The sequence below is a fragment of the Microbulbifer elongatus genome, from assembly GCF_021165935.1.
Classification (GTDB): Bacteria; Pseudomonadota; Gammaproteobacteria; order Pseudomonadales; family Cellvibrionaceae; genus Microbulbifer; species Microbulbifer elongatus.
The window spans coordinates 1,415,649-1,436,973 of sequence record NZ_CP088953.1 but is presented as its reverse complement, the minus strand read 5'-3'; the positions used below and the strand labels follow the sequence as shown (position 1 = coordinate 1,436,973).

General features: G+C 56.8%; 9 protein-coding genes. 5 read left to right on the top strand and 4 right to left on the bottom strand.

What is annotated here, in order from left to right:
• The first annotated feature begins 169 nt into the window (after positions 1 to 169).
• Positions 170 to 1,132, top strand: a complete 963-nt coding sequence (locus LRR79_RS05780) for an IS30 family transposase (protein WP_231759454.1) — start codon at positions 170 to 172, stop codon at positions 1,130 to 1,132.
• A gap of 28 nt (positions 1,133 to 1,160) precedes the next feature.
• Here the strand turns inward: LRR79_RS05780 and LRR79_RS05775 are convergent, their stop codons facing one another.
• The 4 genes from LRR79_RS05775 to LRR79_RS05760 form a co-directional block, all read right to left on the bottom strand.
• Positions 1,161 to 2,138: a DUF4917 family protein gene (locus tag LRR79_RS05775; protein ID WP_231759453.1), complete on the bottom strand. Its 978-nt coding sequence runs from the start codon at positions 2,136 to 2,138 to the stop codon at positions 1,161 to 1,163.
• Positions 2,139 to 2,840: 702 nt separating this feature from the next.
• On the bottom strand, positions 2,841 to 5,447 hold the full coding sequence (locus LRR79_RS05770; RefSeq protein ID WP_231759452.1) for a TonB-dependent receptor plug domain-containing protein: 2,607 nt from the start codon (positions 5,445 to 5,447) through the stop codon (positions 2,841 to 2,843).
• Positions 5,448 to 5,744: 297 nt separating this feature from the next.
• Positions 5,745 to 7,685 carry an aconitate hydratase gene (locus LRR79_RS05765; RefSeq protein WP_231759451.1) on the bottom strand — a complete coding sequence of 647 codons (1,941 nt, stop codon included), beginning with the start codon at positions 7,683 to 7,685 and terminating at the stop codon, positions 5,745 to 5,747.
• A gap of 29 nt (positions 7,686 to 7,714) precedes the next feature.
• Positions 7,715 to 13,219 (bottom strand): DUF748 domain-containing protein, encoded by a 5,505-nt coding sequence (locus LRR79_RS05760; protein ID WP_231759450.1) that lies wholly within the window; start codon positions 13,217 to 13,219, stop codon positions 7,715 to 7,717.
• Between the two features lie 385 nt (positions 13,220 to 13,604).
• Between LRR79_RS05760 and LRR79_RS05755 the strand changes: the two genes are divergently transcribed.
• The 4 genes from LRR79_RS05755 (at position 13,605) to LRR79_RS05740 (ending at position 21,193) form a co-directional block, all read left to right on the top strand.
• Positions 13,605 to 14,816, top strand: a complete 1,212-nt coding sequence (locus LRR79_RS05755; RefSeq protein WP_231759449.1) for an FAD-dependent oxidoreductase — start codon at positions 13,605 to 13,607, stop codon at positions 14,814 to 14,816.
• Between the two features lie 217 nt (positions 14,817 to 15,033).
• Positions 15,034 to 16,344, top strand: a complete 1,311-nt coding sequence (locus LRR79_RS05750; protein ID WP_231759448.1) for an NAD(P)/FAD-dependent oxidoreductase — start codon at positions 15,034 to 15,036, stop codon at positions 16,342 to 16,344.
• Positions 16,345 to 16,652: 308 nt separating this feature from the next.
• Positions 16,653 to 18,374 carry a BNR-4 repeat-containing protein gene (locus tag LRR79_RS05745; protein ID WP_231759447.1) on the top strand — a complete coding sequence of 574 codons (1,722 nt, stop codon included), beginning with the start codon at positions 16,653 to 16,655 and terminating at the stop codon, positions 18,372 to 18,374.
• Positions 18,375 to 18,574: 200 nt separating this feature from the next.
• Positions 18,575 to 21,193 (top strand): TonB-dependent receptor, encoded by a 2,619-nt coding sequence (locus tag LRR79_RS05740; RefSeq protein WP_231759446.1) that lies wholly within the window; start codon positions 18,575 to 18,577, stop codon positions 21,191 to 21,193.
• Positions 21,194 to 21,325 lie beyond the last annotated feature (132 nt).

The window sequence follows — 21,325 nt, the reverse complement described above, 5'->3', positions numbered from 1 at the left end:
TGAGGTAGCGTAGCGTTAAACCGCAAAACAAGGAACGGAAAAGCAGTCAGACTGGCTTGCATTGTTATGCCCCCCGGATTCATATACTAACCGCGACACATTACCTAAAACTGGAGGTGATCTGCGATACTAGGGGCATTTTACTCCCGCCAAGAAGTGAATTGCACCAATGAAGTATCAACAGATCACCAGAGAAGAAAGATACACGATTGCGGCCTATCGTGCACAAGGTCTTTCCGTCAGCCATATTGCCGAGTTGACTGGACGCCACAGGAGTACTCTCTATAGGGAGTTCCAACGTAACAGCTGCCACCGAACAGATGGCGGTTATAGACCGAGCAAGGCCGACAGTCGTACTCGAGGGCGACGTAGACGATCACGTCGTAATAGGCACTACTCTGAACGCCACTTTAAACTTGTGCGAGCGTTACTTCGGAAAAAGTACAGCCCAGAGCAAATAGTCGGTTATATACGCAGACATAAATTGATGAAACGCCGGTTAAGCCACGAAACTATCTACCAGTATATCTGGAGAAATAAGAAGAATGGCGGCAATTTATGGACGCATTTACGCCAAGCCTCAAAGCAGCGTCGAAAGCGCTACAAAGCCTATGACAGCAGGGGGCGACTTGCGGATAAACGGCACATCACAGACCGACCTAAAAGTGTTGAGGGCAGGCGTTACAAGGGCCATTGGGAAATTGACACTGTTCACGGCCGGGGCAGCAACCACTGCATTGTTACATTGCTGGAGCGTAAAACGGGGTTTGTCATGATTGGAAAGCTCAAAAATAAATCAACCTATGGGCTGAACAAAAAAACTGTACGGTTAATTAACCGTGATCCGAGAAATATTAAAACTATAACCGCTGACAATGGTACTGAATTCCACCAATATAAGAAGATTGAAGACTGCTGTGCAGTAAAATTCTATTTTGCCACCCCGTACCACTCCTGGGAGCGAGGAAGCAATGAGCATGTCAATGGATTAATCAGACAATACCTTCCGAAGAATCAAAGCATGGAAGACATTACGCAGCAGCAATGTGACGCTATTGCAATGAAATTAAATAGTCGCCCCAGAAAACGGTTCGGCTACAAAACCCCAGAAGAGATGTACTATGGAAGATAACAGTTATTGTCGCGGTTCAAACTTGATACTAGGCCCAAACCGGAGCTGACTCCGCTTGATAGAACTCTACAACCGTACCGCCCCTTTGAAGGAAGGCCATAGCATTTGCCTTTGATCTAGTATTTTCAGGTGAATGTTCATTGCCAAATATACTGACAAAAATCTTTGAAACTCGGCTTGATTTAATTTGATCGAATATATGCTTATCATTCTCATCCATAGAATGACCATGTATGAATAGGCTGCCGCCTAATTTCCCCAAAGCTTGGAAGCAGTAATTCAGATAGGGATTATGATCTATTTTCTGCCTCTTTTTCTGATGGGTTGGCTCAGAGACAAATAGAGGGAAATTTCCGTTTTGTAAATTGTCTCTTACTTGCTCAATGATTGTAACGCCAGCATCTGTACATGCATGTTTTTTGATATAACGACCCGTATCATAAATATGCAGTCCACCATGTAAAAAATGGACTTCTTGGTCAGTTCCGTGTCCCTCCCAGCATCGCTCCGCCCTGAATCCATCATCTGTTCTGTAATTCTCCGGATCAAGGTTGTATTTATTCCTTGCCCAATAAAAGAGCAGGTCATAATTAAGCGAAAATATTTCCTTAAATTGCGACAGAAAAGTTCTAACTGCAACATATTGATCGTCAGTGATCTCACTCGGCAGATCAGGGTGAGTATTTGATATTGCATTTATAAGAGCATCTTTTAGTACATCTCTATCAGAGATTATTTCGTTAATAGTTGGACTATTGGGATCATATGCTCTTAACACCGTCTCGGCTGCTGTCAAGTGCCTGGAAACCATCTCGAAGTCATATGTACTTAAGCCTTGAAAAAGTGGTCTGATTACGCCATCTCTGTTTCCGAAGTTTGCTGCTAACAAAAGATTCGAATAATTAAATATTTGCGCATTCCAAGCCTGCGAAAATCCATTTGCCAAAATAATCGAAGGTTTTTCGTCTGCATCAAGTGAACCAATAGCGTGTTGAAAAGTTATCAATGTATATCTCCATTATGCATAACGCCGCGCTCAGCCGCAGCTTACTTTGGGCGCTTTGTTGCGCAAAAATAGGAGCGTAGCGACTGCGCGACAAAGTGCTCAAAGTAAGATGTCGGCTGCAGCGCCTGGTTATGGATGACGCGCTCCGCACTACCTACTGGCACCAAATGCGCCGAAGCTCCTTAAAAACGAGGAAAGAACTTCCGACTTCCCCCAACCAATTATTCTCTTATTGGCACTCCACGTTACTGCAGCGGAGTTGCCGCTATTCCAATGGACTTAAACGAAAGCACTAGGAACGAAACTGCTTGATTTTATCATGGCAAAAAGCCAAATACTGCGGGCCAAAACAGTACTCCGGATTACACGCTGGCACAGCCAACCATTTTTACGGCCCGGCACCATAACAGTTTGATCGTGGGCGTGTGCATATATAGGAACCACCGAAATGTCTATATCTGCCCACAAAGTATCCATATATGCACCCACCCCAAAAACGTGTCTAAATCTGGATACAAACCTCTATCTAGCCACAAAACGATACACGCGTCACGTTTTCTGGCCCATATTTCCATTACACCCAATTACAGCGGCTAATTAATCAACAGCGTTGGCTCTATTGGCCACTCGGCAAGCAGTATCAGCCGCACAAAAAAGGCCACCGCGAAGGGTGGCCTTTTTCTTGTGGCGGGTAGTTGCCAATTAAAAATTCGCACTAGCCCGCAAATACCAGAACCCACCATTGAACCCAAACGGTGACGTCAGCGCCTGGCGTACGCCGAGAAATTGCAGGGTGCCGTTGCCTTCCTCATCCGCCTCCACATCAAAAATATTCTCGCCGCCAAGGGCAACGGTATAGTTTTCTGCGAAGGTGAAGCGGGCTTCGATGTCGGTGAGGATCTCGCCGCTGTAGCGGGTGGCATTGGAGGTGTCATTGCCGTCCGCTTCCAACTGGCCGCCGGTGGATTGCCAATCGCCGTAGCGGTTGAAGCGCAGGTAGCCCTGTAGCATGCCGCCGGTGTCGTAATCAAATGTGAGGGTGCTGCGCTGGTTAGGCACCTGGTTTTCAAAGTCGAACACGCGGGTGGCATTGACGGTGTTGGGGGCTATGTCCGTCACTTCCTGTTGGTTGTAATTGTGGCGCAGGTCCACGACCAACAGGCCGCCGGCGAGGTCGAAGTCGCTGGTGACCGCCAAATCAATACCACTGACTTCAGAATCGAAGGCGTTGGTGAAGTAGTTAACGTTGCTGTTCAACAGCAGATTGGCATCGGCCACGCCGGCGCTGGTTAGCAGGTCTACTTCCGTATCGCCGATGGTGTTGTTACGCAATGCGAGGCGGTCTTCGATATCGATGTTGTAGTAATCGATGGTGACGCTGGTGTTGGGGAATGGGTTGATCACTGCACCCAGGGTAAAGCTGGTGGACTCTTCCGGGCTCAGTTCCTGTGCGCCCAGTACCTGGGCAACCGGGTGGTCTACCGGGTAGGTACCGCTGGGGGTCAGGCTGCCGTCGGCGTTGGCGGTGGTGGTGACGTTGAGGGTGTTTACCTGCCCGGGCGTAGGCGCGCGGAAGCCGGTATTGGCGGTGGCGCGCAAGGCGAAGGCCTCGGAGAAGTCGTAGCGTGCGGAGAGCTTCCAGTTGGCGGTGGAACCGAACAGCTCGTAATCCTCAAAGCGCAGTGCGGCACCGAGGGTGAACTGGTCGTTGATGTCGGCTTCCAGATCCACGTAGGCGGCCATGCTCTCGCTGCTGTAGCTGCCTTCAGCTTCGGTGGGGAAGCCCTGGAAGCCGTCGGAGCCGACCCCGAACACGGCGGCGGTTGGCCCTACCGCGATAGAAGCGTCATCACCGGCGCCAATGTTGTAGGTCTCGTCTCGCCATTCGGCACCAAACGCGAGGTTCAGCGGTGTAGGCAGTGCGGCCATTTCAATCGTCTGCACGAAGTCTGCGTTCACACTGGTTTCTTCCTGGGTAAGCGTACCCGGGTTGAAGGTGGTGGGAGAAAGCAGGCCCAGGCTGGGATTGATGGAGTCTTTCAGTACGTAGGACACTTCGTTCTCTGCGGTGCGTGCGCGCAGGTCCCAGGTCATGCCGGAGGCGAATTCGCCCCGTGCGCCCACCACAGCGGAGATATCCACAATGTCAGCACCAAACTGCGGGTTGTAGCCGCCGGGAAACTGCGTATAAATCGGGTTGCGCAGTACGTAGCCACTGGGGCTGTTGCTGTCTGCCACCAGGTAGTCGGCGGGGTCCAGGTTCTGACCGAGGATACTGTTGACCAGATCCATCGGCGCGTTGTCCGGCATAAAGTCCCCGTCTGCGTCTGCCTGCAGGGTCGCGCGCGCTGCGAATTCATATTCCGGGTCCAGTACCGGGCCGCGGTAGAAGAAGTCGGAAATGGTGGCGTTATCGGAGTAACCGAAGTTGCCGTAGAGCTCGGTGCTGTCATTCAGGTCCAAACCTGCGTTGATGAACAGCTTGGTAATCTCTACTTCCGGGTCGCCCCAGCGCTGGCCCAGGCCATCCAGCGGCACCTGCTCTACGCCCACTACTGAGCCGACAAATTCCGCATCCGGACGCGCGGCGCCGCGCCAGGTTTTGTCCGCGGTAGAGTGTTCTACGGTGGCGTTCACGAAGCCGCTGTCGCCCAGGCCGAAGCCGGCGTTGGCGGCAAGGCTGGTGCGGGTGCCATCCCCTTCAAAATATTCCCCGGTCTGCGCGCTCAGGCTTACGCCCTCGGCATCGTCTTTCAGGATAACGTTTACTACCCCGGCAATGGCATCGGAGCCGTACTGGGCCGATGCGCCATCTCGCAGGACTTCCACACGCTCAATGGCGGCGGACGGGATTGCGGAAAAATCTACCGCCTGCGAACCCTGGTTGTTGGTACCCAGCGGAGCCAGCTGCAGGTTGACCAGCGCGGAGCGGTGGCGACGGGTGCCGTTAACCAGCACCAGCGTCTGATCCGGCGACAGGTTGCGCAGGGTGACCGGGCGGATAAAGGCGGTGCCGTCTGCGATGGGGAAGCGCTGGGTATTAAATGAGGGGGCGACTTTGGAGAGAGAGTCGGTGAGATCAAAACTGCCCTGCTCGGACAAGTTGGCGCCACCGACCACGTCTACCGGTGACAGGGTTTCCGTGGGGGATACGCCTTCTTTGCGGGTACCGGTGGCGATGACTTCTTCAATCACCTGTTGATCGTTATTGGTGTTCTCTTCATCAGACTGCGCCATTGCCGGGCCTGCCGGAATCAGCATCGCAGCGGCTACGGCGAACGAAAGTGCATTTTTATTGACATTATTCATAGAGTCCCGTCCTATTATTTTTAAGTTAACTGGGATGAATGTTTCTATTTATTTTTGCCATTTGGTTGTCACCCTTGACGCAGGAAACGTTTACGTTAACGTCAAGAGCCGCACCAGATTAGGGCAAGGCCCATGGCACTTCAATGGGAAGCAGGACGGGGGGAGGGGAACGCCGGATGCGTCACAATGGAGGCGGAACCGGTAGATGAACCTAGCGCCACCCGCAGTGGTGGCGCACAGTTCATCGCTTGGCCCCATCAGGGAGGCTGGAAGTGCAGTCAGCGGGTAAGAGGAAAATCAGTGGCTGTCCCGCACCTCATTGATCAACCCACCGGCAATCACCGTGGCGACTTCGTCTTCACTCATATTATGGGTGACGGTCAGTGCCTTGCCGCCGGTAACCTGTATTTCGATATCCCGCCCATTCTGCAATTGCTTCGGCAAGTCATCGATTTTCAGCATATCGCCCTGATTGAGACGCACCAGATCTTCCGGCTTTTTAAACAGTAAAGGCACCACACCGAAGTTGATCAGGTTGCGGCGGTGGATGCGGGCCATGGAAACGGCAATCACGGCCCGCACGCCGAGATAGCGCGGAGTAATGGCGGCGTGTTCGCGACTGGAACCCTGGCCATAATTTTCACCTCCGATGACAAAGCAGTCGCCGGCGTGCTTCTTGGCCCGCGCATAGAAGGTTTCATCAATGCGGGAAAAGGTGTAGTGACTGATGGCCGGAATATTCGACCGCAGCGGCAGGATATCGGTACCCGCTGGCAATATTTCATCGGTGGAAACATTGTCGCCGGTTTTGAGCAGTATTGGGCCAGACAGTTGTTCTGGCACAGCGTCGAAGTCCGGCAGTGGTTGAATATTCGGACCTTTTTCCAGCTCCACCGGAATTTCGTTCGAGCGATCTTCCGGTGCCAGCATCAGCGGGCGCATATCGGTCAGTGTGTCCGGCTCGGTAAACGTCGGGTATTCCATCTCCATGTCGCGGGGATCGGTGATCTTGCCGGATAGAGCGCTGGCAGTGGCGGTTTCCGGGCTGCACAGGTACACGTGGTCTTCTTTGGTGCCGGAGCGGCCGGGGAAGTTGCGCGGCACGGTGCGCAGGCTGATGCGATCGGAGGCCGGTGCCTGTCCCATTCCGATACAACCGTTGCAGCCGGTCTGATGCAGGCGCGCGCCCGCCAGCAACAGCCGGTTGAGGTCACCGCTGCGGCTCAGTTCTTCCAGTACCTGACGGCTGGTGGGATTGATATCCAGCGAAATTTCTTCTGGAATCTGTTTGCCTTCCAGCATCTGCGCAGGCACTACGAAGTCTCTCAGCCCGGGGTTGGCGGAGGAGCCGATATAACTCTGGTAGATGGGTTTGCCCGCGACCTCGCGCACCGTCACCACATTGCCAGGGCTGGAGGGACAGGCAATCATGGGCTCCAGCTGTGACAGGTCAATACTGTCGTGGTGATCGTAGTCGGCGCCCTCTTCCGCCTGCATCGCCACGAAGTCCTGCTCGCGCCCCTGCTGTTTGAGAAATGCACGTACCGCTTCATCGGCGGGAAACACACTGGCGGTAGCACCCATCTCCTGGCCCATATTGGCAATCACGTGGCGGTCCATGGCGGTGAGATTCTCGAGCCCGGGGCCGTAGTATTCAAAGATCTTATTTACCCCGCCCTTGACGTCGTAACGGCGCAGCATTTCCAGGATGACATCCTTGGCACTTACCCATGGGGGCAATTTGCCGGTGACCTCCACCCCCACCACTTCCGGCATCACCAGGGAAAAAGGTTTACCGGCCATGGCCAGGGCGACCTGCAGACCGCCGGCGCCCATGGCAAGCATCCCCATGGCACCGCCGGCGCAGGTATGGCTGTCGGACCCCAACAGGGTTTTACCCGGCACGCCAAAACACGCCATATGTACCGCGTGGCTGATACCGTTGCCGGGGCGGGAAAACCAGATCCCCCATTTGCGGCTGGCGCTGCGCAGGAAAAGGTGATCGTCGGCATTTTTAAAATCCGACTGGATCAGGTTGTGATCCACATACTGGGCAGACACCTCGGTTTTGACCTGCGGCAACCCAAGCGCTTCAAATTCCAGCATGACCATGGTGCCCGTGGCGTCCTGGCAGAGGGTGTGATCGATCTTTAACTGGACTTCTTCTCCTGGCGTCATGTTACCGCGAATCAGATGCTGTTCGATCAGCTGATGGGCGAGGTTTTTCTTTGCACTCATTCCCTGCTCCTTTGAGGTTGGATGGGCGATCAGTTGGAGAATTCCACCCGCGGTGCGCCCCTGTCGGTACCAATATAGTCCGGCGCACACTGAATGAAATCTTCCTGATCCAGTCCGGCGTCAATTAGAAATTTCTGTACCTGGCGACTACGACGATTGGCAAGGCGCAAAAGTTCCTCGCGCATACCCCGCGGCGGGTCGCGGAAATACTCTTTGCGCTGCGCTCTGTCTCCGTGCATGGCCATCGTTTCGTGGGGGAAGAGGATGGAAAAATCCTGCGTCGTTGAGACGCCGCAAATACCGGGGCGCGCATTGGGGTTGTCGCGCATCGCCTCCACCATCCCGTTCAGTTCCATTTTCGCCTGGGCACTCAGGGTATGGTTCCCCGGCGTAAATTCAACGTCATCAAATTGCACGGCGCGGAATCGTGCCCATGCCAGCTTCGCGAGACTGTAAAAGCCCACCGGGGTGAAATAGGCAAACAGCGACTCCAGAATCGCCCGCTGCAGCAACTCGCTGAAAATAAAACTGAAATTGAATTCAGGATCGTAGAGCTCGCCGGTCACCGGCATATCAAAACGCACATCACCATCGCCGTCTTTCAATAGTGCCAGCGCCAGGCTCAGGGGGATGAAACTTTTTTTCACCTGCAGATGATCGGTATCCCGTACCCTGCGGACTTTTATTTTCTCCAGCTCCATCTTCGCCAGCGCATCGACCTGGTTATCGTCGATGGCAATATTCACTTCCGCATCCAGCTGCCCCTGTAGAATCTTGTAACCCAGCAGTCGCGCAATATAGGGGGTGGCGGGAATCAGATTGGCACCTTCCACATACCCGAGAAGACTGGCATCCCATTGGCTGCTTTCGAGCAGGTTGACGTGACCGGCCAGGTGCATCTCACTGAAGCCACCCGGGCGGGCGTTAAACACGAGTAGCGCGGGAGGGTCCTGGGGATAGTTGCTCATGCCCTGCAACAGCAGATTGATCCGCCGCACCGGCAACTTGGCATCGTAGGTTTCGCTGCGATCGAGCCATAGAAACCGGCCCTGGTCCACATAAAACTGGCGCACGCGATAGCGAAACCGGTTGGCTTCCCGCGCCAGTCGTCCACGCGTTGAGTGCGCGGTTTCCCCTGACGTGTCGTTGTCGCTAAAGCGCTCCCAGGAACCGAGGTCGCCCCCCGGGCCGCGCGCCAGAATGCTGCGTGGCTTGAGTAGATCGATGGTATCGATGCTGAGAATATTCTCATGCGGGGTGTACTCGAATTGAGAAACCCGCAATAACTGCACTTCCGTATTCCACGGGTGATTCGCGAACTCCTGGGCGCGGGGATCGCGCCGGAACAGTCTGCTGTCCGCCACCTCGGCGTGCAGCAGCCGCACCTGGTTTCTGGTCACCGTCAGTTCCCGCGCTTCGGCAAATTCGGTCTCCAGTAACTGTTCACCCTTTACGTCGTTCAGCGTAAGCATGGCGAGCTGCGCCAGCTCCAGTTGCAGGCTGCGCTCACCAAAATTGAACACGCCGGTGGTCTCCAGTCGCTGAAGATCCAGACAATAACGCACAGCGGGAATAAACCCCGGCGGCACGCAGCCCCGTATATTACTGGCCAGCAGCTTCCGGCCTACCAGCTGGCGGCTGCCAAACCCCAGCTCATCCGCGCGCAGGGACTCGGCCTGCAGATACGGGGCAGACCCGCCTACCGGCTCACCGTTTCCGCGACCGTGAAACAGCCGTATTCCATCCACCTGGATATTGCGGAAATAGCGCTGGGGAATACCGCTGCCAAACTGGCTGAGAATGACACGGTGTTCGCTGGCGACGGTCACCTTCTCAATATCAAAACAGGGAGTGAGCGGGTTTTCTCCCCAGCGCACCGGTTTCAGGCAACCGTGAATACCGCTCATGTCACCATCTCTCAGCGAGAAGGCCTGCGGAGAAAAAACCAGATCGCGCACGTCGAGCCGTGCAAAGCCCATGCGCTTGCGGTCTCCCTCAAGAAACACGAAATCTTCCGCGACGATACGCCCGGTGGAACGGAATGCCTGCTCACTGCCCTCCTGGGTTCCGCGCTCAAGCTGCAGGCGCTGGTTGCCGGAGATCTGCACTTTACCCAGCGTCACACAGGGCGGGTTCTGGCTAAGGTCCACCGAGCCCTGCTGGTTCGGAATACAACCGTAAAAGGCTTCCGCAACCAGGTCCTGCACCTGCGCTCGCTCGCCGCCGGGCCAGCGCAGACGCTGCCACTGCAGGCGCGCCAGCTGCAGCTTGGGAGTCTGGTCCCGGGAGGCGCGCAGGCTCAGATCTTCCGCCCGCATCGGCCCCAGGTCCAGAATATCGGCCGCAATATTGTCTTGCCCCTGCCCCAGGGCGATGTGGTTGTTCCCGGCAAGCTGCAAATTCCCCAAGGCCAGGCACCCGCCCCACCGGCCAGCCGCCTCACCGCGCCGGCGTGCCGGAGCAAACCATATCTCCGGGCCACAACCAGATGCGGAATCCAGCTGGACATCACGCAGGTTCAGCATCACCGGATGCCCCGCATCAGGCTGCACCATACCGATTCCACCAACGCGCAATCGCTTCAACTCGAGTTGCGCGGGATCACCGCCCGCCGCTGTTGACGGTGCCGGTGGCAAGGTCCGGTACAGCGCCAGTTGCTCCACCAGCAGGCCGCGACCATCGGAAGACAGATCGCGACCGCGCACACAGCGCGGCAACAACACATCGGCGTTGTCCGCGCTCGGCCAGCACAGGTCCAGCCGGGTGGCCTGCAGCGCTTCCAGTTGCCAGTCAGCACTGGCCGGCGCACCCCGGGGTAGATTCACCGCCATGGATAATCCGGAAAGCGCGCGCACTTCCGCCGTGAGATCGTTTTCCCCGCCGGTCAGCGACAGTCGCGCCAGCGCCAGTTGATTCAGATCGGCACGAAAATGGTCACGCCGATAGTCCAGCAGAAAGGTTTCTCCGGTGCGCAGGGTTTCAATCTGGACACAACGGGTGTCGTCCACACAGAAAGCGGCCGCATCCAGGGCGGCACCCGGCAGATCCAGATGTGTCAGGGCGGGAGCAGACTGAAATTTGAGTTCGGCTTTGGGCAGACGCAACTGATCCACGTACAGCAGGGCATCCCCCGCGGCAGTCCCGACCTCAATCCTGTCGACACTCAGCGCCGCCGCTGTTACTCCGAGGCGCAAGGCACCGCGCGCCGGTTCGCGCGCTTCCGCGAGCGGACGCTGCGTGTCCAGCCGCAGTTGCATTGGTTGCCGCTGCTGCAGATTGTGGATATCAAAGCAGGCGGGGCGTCGCTCTGCGGTGCCATTCGCCAGCAGGACCTGCCAGGCCAGGGGCAGGCAGCCGTCCAGTTGTTGCAGCGCTAACCGCTGCAACTCCAGCTCGGTGGTGTTCAGGCGAACAGCCGTGCCGATGGCCTCCCCGGCACCCGCCCCGCCCTGACCGGTGCTGGTCGTCACCACCGAGTCTGGCGCGGCCTGGGCAAGCTGGCCCTTTTCTGCGGTCGCCTCCTCATCGGGAGCGCCCGCCAGGGCTGCGCCATCTTCCTCCACCACCCACCAATGTCCTTCTCCCGCAGCGAAATAGGCCCCGGGATCCAGTTGCTCGCGACTGCGGCGGAAGAGCCCCGGGCCAATCCGCAACCCGCTGAGGGCAAGCCCCGTCTGTTGATCCGGGTCTGTTGAGAGGTGGTCCGACAGCAGCAGGTTCTGCAGCGCAAGCTCGCCGAGGATGAGATAGGGCGAGGGAGAGGACGGGGCCACGGCGTCTTCGACTGTGCGCAGTACAAAATTACCCTGGCCCTCGAGGGCATTCAGACGACCACACAGAGGGGTCAGCCGTTGTGGCAACAGTCCCTCGGGCAGACAGCCGGCGAGCAGGTCGAGGGCAAAATCCTCGGCGAGAAATTCCCGCGCTTGCGGCGCGAGGTTCAGCCGCGCCCATCCCAGGCCCACCAGATCAATCCGTTGATCCGGCAGCCGCGAGAGACCGCCGCCGGCGCCCGAGCGTTCGAGTGCCATATGAAAACTGTCCAGGGCCAGGGCGTCGCTGTGCAGGGCCCATGACTGTGCCGGCCGGCCATTAGACGCCACCTTGCGGGGAAATTGCACAGAGAAATTCTCTGCCATCTGCAGTTGCGACAGACGCACACACTGATCGGCAGTACCCATCAGCTGACCCGGAATGCACCCCTCTGCCACGTTCAACCGTACCTGCTGCAACGCCAGCTGACGGCGGTTGTTGCGATATTCCAGAGAATCCAGACGTAACTGGTTGACGGTCAATGCACGGGAATCCACTGCCGCGGCCGCCATATCCACCAGTCGCCCCTCGCTCAGGCTGGCTTCGCCGAGTTCCACCGCAAAGCCGTTTCGCCAGCCAAAGGCCGTCGGCTGCGGCAGGTTCAGTGTGCCCGCGCGCAGACAATAGTGGTGGGCATCCTCGCGCCAGGCGTTGGGACACCAGGAGAAGCCGCTGGCGCCGCCACTTTGCCAATCCAGCGACTTGTCCTTGCGCTGGAAGTCAAAACTGTTGAGGGCGATGGTCTGGGTATACCAGTTGGGGTGACGCCGGTTGCGATAGCGCAGTCGCACCTCCTCGCCACTGAGGCGATGCCAGGCGATGTGCGAGGTGGCGCCGAAGGTAAAAAGTGCGGCCCCCCTGAGCTGCAGGCGGCGTGCAATCCCGCAGTGACCGGTGATACGCCTCAGCGCCGGAATGGCTTCGGCCCAGCGATCGGGAGGACAGCCGGCAAATTTGCGTGCGGACACCGTCTCGGTTCGCAATGCGTTACCGGGACGGGCAAAGCGGATCTGTTCCGTGCGCAGGGCAACCAGCGCGAGGGTGGGATTCTCTTCCGGCGACTTCTGCATATCGCCCTCCCCCACCTCCTGAACCCTGTGACTCAGTCCGTAACGGGATACCTGCCCGGCAAATTCATCCCAGGCCAGCAGGTTGTTCACCTGTAACGCCGCGGCGCCGATATCGAATTTCAGTGGCTCGCTCGCTTCACGAAATCCGCCGACAAAAAAATCGTCCAGTACCAGCTTGCCAATACGTGCGCAGCTCGGGCTGTTCCACTGGGGCTTGTGCTGATAGCACACCACACTGTCGCGCAGCGTGGCCGCCGTGAGGTCCACACGCCAGTCTTTCGGCTTCTTTTCCCCCTCGGCCATGTACCAGCCGCCAATTTCCCACACCCGGCCGCGCTTTCCCGGGGTGGACTCGATATCCAGATAGGCCCCGTCGAGCTCTACCAGTTTTACGTGAATTTTGCCCCGCAGCAGGTGCCACCAGCTGAGCCCGAGAGTCGCTTCGCGCACGCGAAATCCCCGCTCGTGCTCATTGCGCACTTCTACACCGCGCAGGTGGGCGTGCAGTCGGGGGAGAGACACATCCATATGCTGGATCTGGGCTTCCAGGCCATGCTGATGCAACCATCGCTGCACCTTGCCCGGCAAGTAAATCGACAGAAAGAAATTCAACCCCGCGATCACCAGCAGAATCGCCACCAGAATCCACATAACGCGATGCACGCCTCTGCGTTGCGCGTCCCCTGCGGGCGATACCGGAGATGAATCGTGTGACGAATTAAACATCGAGGCTCAGCGAACAGTGTATTTCGCGCAATCTTCGCGACGGGTGCGCAATTGCGGGCTCTCTACATTAAAGACCAGTAAGCCTCCTGCAGATGTCGCCTCTCCCTACATGCTTGCGATTTATTCCCGCCACGGGTGCCGGAAAAAAAACAAGTCGGGTTGACGCAAAAATTCTGGCAGCAAATACCACCTTTCCTCCCTGGCAAAACGTGCTATTCCACCAGCCAGCATTACACTGTTTATATTTCATTCAAATTGGCATCGAGACCGGCCACCGGACAGGTGTGCGGTGAGCGTGCGGAAGGAATCCATGCACAAGCAAGCCCCCAGTCAGGACGTGGTATTGATCGGCGGCGGTCACGGACACTTGGAACTACTGCGGCGGTGGGCCGAATCCCCCGCAGCGGGTGTGCGCCTCACGCTGGTTTCACCACAGACCGTGAGCGCATACTCCCCCATGGTGCCGGGAATGATCGCCGGCCTTTACCCCCACAGCGAGATTCATATCGACCTGCCGCGCCTGTGTCGCGCCGCCGGGGCGCGTTTTATTCAGGCCTGTGCACACCATATCGATCTTGAGCGCAACTGCGTGTCTCTTCTGGGGCGCGCCGACCTCCCGTTTGACTACCTGTCACTGGCGGTGGGAGCCACGTCCTGCCATCAAATTCCCGGTGCCGAACACGCGATTCCGGTGAAACCCATCGGCCAGTTCTACCGCTACTGGGAACAGCTTCAGCAACAGATTCAACGGGAGCACCGCCCAATGAAGCTGGGGGTTGTCGGTGGTGGTGCCGGTGGTTTTGAACTGGCCATGGCTATGGCATCAGCACTGGAGGAGCCGGTTTACAGTGGCCGGGTAGAGATCCACCTGGTGCAGGCAGGCCACAAAATTCCGTCCGGGTATCCGCTGTTGGCGCGCCGACTGGCGGCACGGGAATTGGCAAGGCTGAAGATCAGGCTCCACACCCGGTGGCAGGTTTCAGAAATTACTGCTCGGGGTATTTTCAGTGACGCCGGCCAATTTATCCCCATCGACAAGGCGCTGCTGTGCACGGAACCCAGCGCACCACCGTGGCTGACGCAGGCGGGCCTGGCGGTAGATGATGGCGGCTTTATACAGGTCGACAAATACCTGCGCGCCCGCAGCCACCCGCATATTTTTGCCGCCGGGGATGTGGTGAGTGGACTCCAGCCATACCCCAAGTCTGCGGCGGAAGCGCGCAACCAGGGTAGCCTGCTGTACGATAACCTGCGCGCCGCACTGCAGGCAGAACCCCTGACACCTTATCGCCCTCAGCGCCGCTGGTCACGGCTGCTGGCCTGCGGCCCCACCCAGGCAATCGCCACCTGTGGCGCACTGGCCGCTGCGGGGCCCGCCTTCGCGCGCTGGAAATCGTATCTGGAACGGCGCTTTGTTCAGCGCATCAACCAGCTCCCACTGCCGGCGAGTGAAAATATCAGCGACACCAGCACGGCGGCCACGGCCAATGCCACACCGGTAGAAAATGAGCCATCGGCTTAGGACCAATGTCTGCGAGGGAGAAATAAATGCCCCGCGGAAAAGCGACACGGCAACCACTGGCAACCATTTCTGATGTAACCATTTAACGATTGCCAAACGCCGGTACGGCGGCAATACTGGCGGCATAAAATCCCGGGAAACCGGAACAAGAACAAATGGGTCCCACAGAGTACTGGGAAGAGCCGAATTACTTTTAAGCTCTACAGGAAACTCTGTTATGAAAAAAATCGTTATTATCGGTGGTGGTGCCGGTGGCCTGCAGTTGGCCACCAGCCTCGGACGCCACTTTTCCTTCGGGCGCTTTCGTCGCCAGAACAAGTCTCCCGCGGCCCAGATTACGCTGGTCGATAAGAACCGCACCCATATCTGGAAACCCCTGCTGCACCAGGTCGCCACCGGCGCGCTGGACTCCAGCCTCGACGCACTCAATTATCAGGTACACGCCCGCGCCAATGGCTTTCAGTTTGAACTGGGCAGCCTGCAGGGGCTGGACCGGGAAAACAAAACCGTTGAGCTGGCAGAGGTCTGCAGTGAGGACGGCACCCCGCTGGTACCTGCGCGCAAGCTCGAATACGACTACCTAGTGTTTGCCCTCGGCAGCCAGAGCAACGACTTCCACACCCCCGGGGTGCGCGACTGCTGCCAGTTCCTCGACAGTGCCGAACAGGCACAGAAATTTCATACTCGTCTGCTGGATCAGTTTCTGCAGCTGGAAAGTCGAGTGACAGAGTCCGTGCATATCGCCATCGTGGGCGGGGGCGCGACCGGGGTCGAACTGGCAGCGGAACTGGTGGACGCCGTGCACGAGATGGGCCACTACGGGCGTATCAAAAACGGCGATCTCAAGGTGACCCTGATCGAAGCGGGCCCACACCTGCTTCCGGCACTTCCGCAGCGCCTCGGCAACAGTTCGCAAAAGGAGCTGACAAAAATCGGAGTGCGTGTACTCACCAGTACCCAGGTTGCAGAGGCGACGCAGGCCGGTTTTATCACCAAAGAGGGCGAGGAAATTCCCGCAGCCATTCGGGTATGGGCGGCGGGGGTAAAAGCCCCGGATTTTCTTCAGCAGCTGGACGGCCTCGCGGTCAACCCGCGCAACCAGATTGAAGTGGAAACCACCCTGCGCAGCAAGAATGATCCAGCGATTTTTGCCCTGGGCGACTGTGCCGGTTGCGAAGACAGCAACGGCGTACGGGTGCCGCCAAGGGCACAGTCCGCCCAGCAGATGGCCAAGACCGCCAGCGCCAACCTGATTCGATTGATTGAAAACCCCGAAGCTGAACTGGAGCCGTTCACCTACAAGGACCACGGCTCACTGGTGTCCCTGTCGAAGTTTGATGCGGTGGGCAATCTGATGGGTGGACTGGTCAAGGGCAGTCTCACCATCGAGGGCCGCCTCGCCGGGCTCGCCTACCGCTCTCTCTACCGGATGCACCTGGCCGCGCTGCACGGCTGGCCCAAGGCGATGTTGCTGTATGTGATCGGCCAGGCGAACCGGTTCGTAAAACCGCGTCTGAAGATGCACTGACGGCTCTCGCCAACAGCTATCCCACCCTTTAAAAATCCCTTCACTGATTTACCGATGTCACGCCGTGGCATCGGTATCACCTGCCAGCAAACAGATTCACCCGTACAGCAGACCGCCTAAAATGTTGCTATATATGAAATAAAATAAAGCGTGCAACAATTCCGCGTACTCCACAAGCCATTGAAATCTCAGTGATTTTCCAGAAAACATACAAAAAACGGCATATCAAGCGGTAGCACCGCGGGTATTGACACCACTTTTGTTGCTATTATAGATTTAAATCTCAACGTCGATGAGAGACTCTAATAATGAAAAAGTGGATTGCAGGCCTGGCTCTCGCCAGCGCCTATGCATCGGCGCAGGTGGCGGTTGAATCTGTGCCGGTAACAGTAGACAGCTCTAACCAGGCGGGCTGGTGGAAACCCATTGCGATATCGGGAGGGGAGATTTACTTCGCCGCCAATACCCCGGGGTCCAGCAGCTCCAAGCACCAGGGCACCGTTGCGGTACGGCGGGCTACCGGTGAGTGGGAGACGGGAACACTCAAACAGGCCGACGGCACAATCTGGGAACACGGCGATGATCTCGGCCACGATCAGCCGACCATTGCGGTCGATGGCGATGGATTTATCCACATCTTCACGGATTTACATAACAACAGCTGGAACTATTTTCGCTCGTCCACCGCGGGGAACATCGACGACATTCGCCGACGTACCGACATTGTTCCGGGTAACGCATCCCTGACCTACCCGGTAGCCGCCACCGCACCGAATGGTGATATCTACGTTGCGGTTCGCAACAGAGCAGGAGGCCAGGGGGGGAAAGGTGAGCTGGTGCGTTGGGACAACAGCGCCAACATCTGGATACACGAAGCGACCTTTGCCTTCAATCCAAACGACATGGTCTATCCCGATGATATCAAGGTGGATGCCAACGGCACGGTGCATATCATCTTTCAGTGGGCGGCCGGGGCGACCAACCCGATGCGACACTATGGCAGCTACCTGGCATATTCCCCAGCCAGCGGACAGTTCACCACTGCGGATGGACAGGTGGTAACCACGCCAGTCTCACTTTCCACCCCCGGCCTCTTTTATCAGGCACTTGAGGAGGGCGAAGAGTTCGTCAAACAGTCCGGCTCGACAAGCAGCCAGGGCAAAGGAATTCAAAGTGCCAAACTTGCGTTAGGCGGGCAGAACAGACCCAGCGTAACCTACCGGTATCGCACCAGTGGCAGTGCCGGCGCCCGCGACTATGACGTCTACCGGATTCGCTGGGATGGTGTTGCCTGGGTGGATAAATCTTTACTGTTTGATACCGACGACACTATCGCCGCACTGGGCCACACTCACGACGGTACTGTGGCTCGCAGTTACTTTGTCACCGATAACAAAGAGTTGATGGTCGCGGAAAAGCGTGACGGTAGCTGGTCCAGCTATATCCTGGATAATACACGCTCGATCGAACGGATCGCCGTACAGCGCGCTGGCAATATTGATCACATCTACGCCACATCGCCCACCGGAATCAACAGCAACTCCGGCTCTCTATACGCATTTGAAGTCGGCACACATCTCACATCAGTACCGGAACAGACCTGCCTGTCGGGCACACTCAGCGGCTCTCAGCCTGGCACCTATCACCTGACCAACCAGCAGTACGGGCAACAGCTGGCAGGGGGCTCCAGTGGCGACCTGGCGTCTGTCAGTAATGACACTGGAAGTTCTACCCATTGGATATTGCAGGACGGGGATAGTGACGGTGAATTTGGCCTCATAAGCGATGCCAATGGCATGCGTCTGACCGCAAATGGTTCCGGTGCACTGATCAGCGTGACTCAACAGAGCTTCTCAAATGCCAACGTGCGCTGGAAGCTGATCGACAGCGATAACGACGGCGGCTACGCAGTAATTAATGTAGATCACGACCCTGAGCACCTACAGGCTCAGGCAGCGGGAGGTCAGGTTCAACTCGGAGCGAACTCCCCTACCCCCGCGGGAATCTGGCATTTATGTAAAACCCAATAATGTCTCCAGGCATGGTTTAGAGGGGGCCTCCCCCTCATTTTTTTGCCCCAAAACTGTCGTTGCTATTATTGAAATACTCATTGAAGCGAAAGGAGAGATGTACTAGGGTCAGGGCCGTACTCTATGATCAAATAGATGCAATCCCATGGCCCTCCAACAATAAATGTTGCTTAGAAAGCAATAATAATCAGGAGAGACTAATGAAAATGTTTCATGCGAGAGGAAATTTTCCTCAGGCGGCTCTAGCGATGGCCGTCGCATCATTATCAGCAACTGCTTTCGCGCAGGAGCAACCCGCGCAGATCGAGGAAATTACCGTAAGTGGTATCCGCCAGGTCATGGCGGAAGCGGTGGATCGCAAGCGCGATGCAACCGAATTTCTCGACGCCATTATGGCTGACGATATGGGCAAGCTGCCGGATGCGAATGTGGCAGAGTCCCTGCAACGGGTATCCGGTGTACAGGTTGACCGAGGCATTGGCGGCGGCAGCGATGTATCGATTCGCGGGATGCGTCAGAACGTCACGCTGATCAATGGGCGGCAGGTCATCGAGGCCGGCGGCCGCGGTAGCCGCGGGCCGGACACGCTGGAGGGGTCTTCTTACGGCCTTCTCGCGCAGATTCCTTCCAAACTGGTGTCCCGCCTGGAAGTGTACAAGCAGACACCCGCAAGCCAGATAGAGGGAGCGCTCGGTGGCGTGGTGGATGTCGTCACACGTCGCCCACTGGACAATCTGGGGCACCACGGCACCGTCTCGCTCACCGGAGCGCATTCACAACTTGCCGGTGAAACGGACAGTGAATGGTTCGCAATGTACAGCGGTACTTTCGCCGACGATACCTTCGGTGTACTGGTGAGTGCGACCGAAGCGAATCAGTCTGTACGCGAAGATGGAATGAACACGTTCAGCGGTTACGGCCAGTTGTCGAGCGATGATGGTCTCACCACGATCGACCCCAACGGCGATGGGGTTCCCGGGCAGATTCACCGGGACATGCGATTTCAGCAGATCGAAGACGACCGCAAACGCAGCGGCGTGAGCGCTTTTCTGCAATGGCAACCCAGCGATGAACTGGAACTGTATGCCGACACCTTTTTCTCGGAAATTACATCGGACCGGAACCGCTATTGGACGGGCTTCTGGAACTGTTGCACCATCTCCAACCCGGTATTTTCTGACAATGAGACGTTAATGGCGGCAGAGGTCGTGCGACCTGCGCAAACCAACACGGAATTTGCCGACGCCTCTTCCGCATTTACCAGCACAGCAATTGGTGGAAGCTACGAGACCGAACGCTGGTCTCTGTCTGCAGAACTTGCCAACACCACTGCCGAATCCTCTATGGAGCAGGATTTCATCCGTTTCCAGACACAAGACGCAGGCAAGATCGCGTTTGATCTGCGCAACGGTGATGTACCACAGGTCGATTTTACAGATGCCGATCTGACCAATCTGGATGAACTGGCTCTGGCAATCTTGTATGACAAATCCACAGCCAAGGAAAGCACCGACCGCGCTGCCCGCTTTGACTTTGAGTGGTATATGGAAGGTGCGATCACCTCCATTGAACTTGGAGCGCGCAGCAACACACTGGAGACCGATGTAAGATACCGCAGTGCCGATATTCGCCCCAATTTTGCCCTTGGCGACCTGCCGGATATCAGTACACTTTTCTCCAGTAACGACTTTTTTTCGGGGGACGCAGGTGACGCCCACTCCCGCTACCTGGTTGTGGACAAAAGTGCATGGCAGGGCTGCGGTACTCTCGCCGATTTCTACGATAGCGAACAACAGGCGATCTGCAATATTGGCCTGGACCCACTCGGAAGCTTCACTATCGATGAGTCCATCGATGCCTACTATGTGAAAGCGAATTACGATATGCAGCTGGGTGATGTAATTGTTTCCGGTGACTTCGGCCTACGCCAGGTAGAGCGAAACATGACCTCCACCGGTAATGCGATAGACGCAGATGGCGGAGTGAGCCCCACCGTTGCCAAAGTCTCGAACAGTGAGACCCTACCATCCGCGGTCGCGAAATTTGATCTCACCGAAGACTGGGTGGTACGGGTTGGCGCTGCCCGCGCACTTACCTTCCCAAATACCGCTGACCTCAACAATGGTCTACACGTATTCAGCGACAATACCGGCCAGAGCGGCAGCCCGGATCTGGATCCCTTTATCGTCAACCAGATGGACCTGAGTAGTGAATGGTATTTCGACTCGGAAGCCGTATTGTCCGCCGGTGTATTTTTCAAGGACGTCGAATCTTTCATCGTCCAAACCATCCAGTCCAAAGACATTCCCGGCTACAGTGACCCGATCACCGTTGCGCAGAAAGTCAATGGCGAAGGCGGGAAGGTAAAAGGACTGGAATTACTGTATCAACAACCGCTTACCTTCCTGCCGGCGGGCTGGGATGGCCTGGGTGTAATGACGACCTACAGTTACACCGACAGCGAAACGCCATTCACGGACGCAAATGGTGCGGTGCTGCCCTTGCCAGGTCTTTCCAAGCACAATGTGAACTTTGTGAGCTACTACGAGACCGAAAATCTTGGTTTCCGCGTCGCCTACAACTGGCGGGACGATTATCTTGATGGTATCGGCAATGGCGATTCCGGTATTTACTACAAGGATTACGCCGACCTCTCCGCGACGGCCAATTGGCACGTCACAGACAATCTGACGGTGAACCTTGAAGCGTTGAACCTGCTCAACACCCGTCAGCTGCAATACAACGCCTATTCGGAAGCCACCCGTCGCAACGTGGAGTACGGTCAGATCTACAAGGTATCGTTCACCTACGCGCTTTAACAGATCCTCACGAATGCGACTGCATTCATCCCCTTGAGTGGCGCCCTGCGGGGCGCCTTTTTTTTATGGCCAGCGGGTAGTAATCCAGCCACCCCTTTAACCGGGCAGGCGCGGTCAGAGAGCAGTGATTTG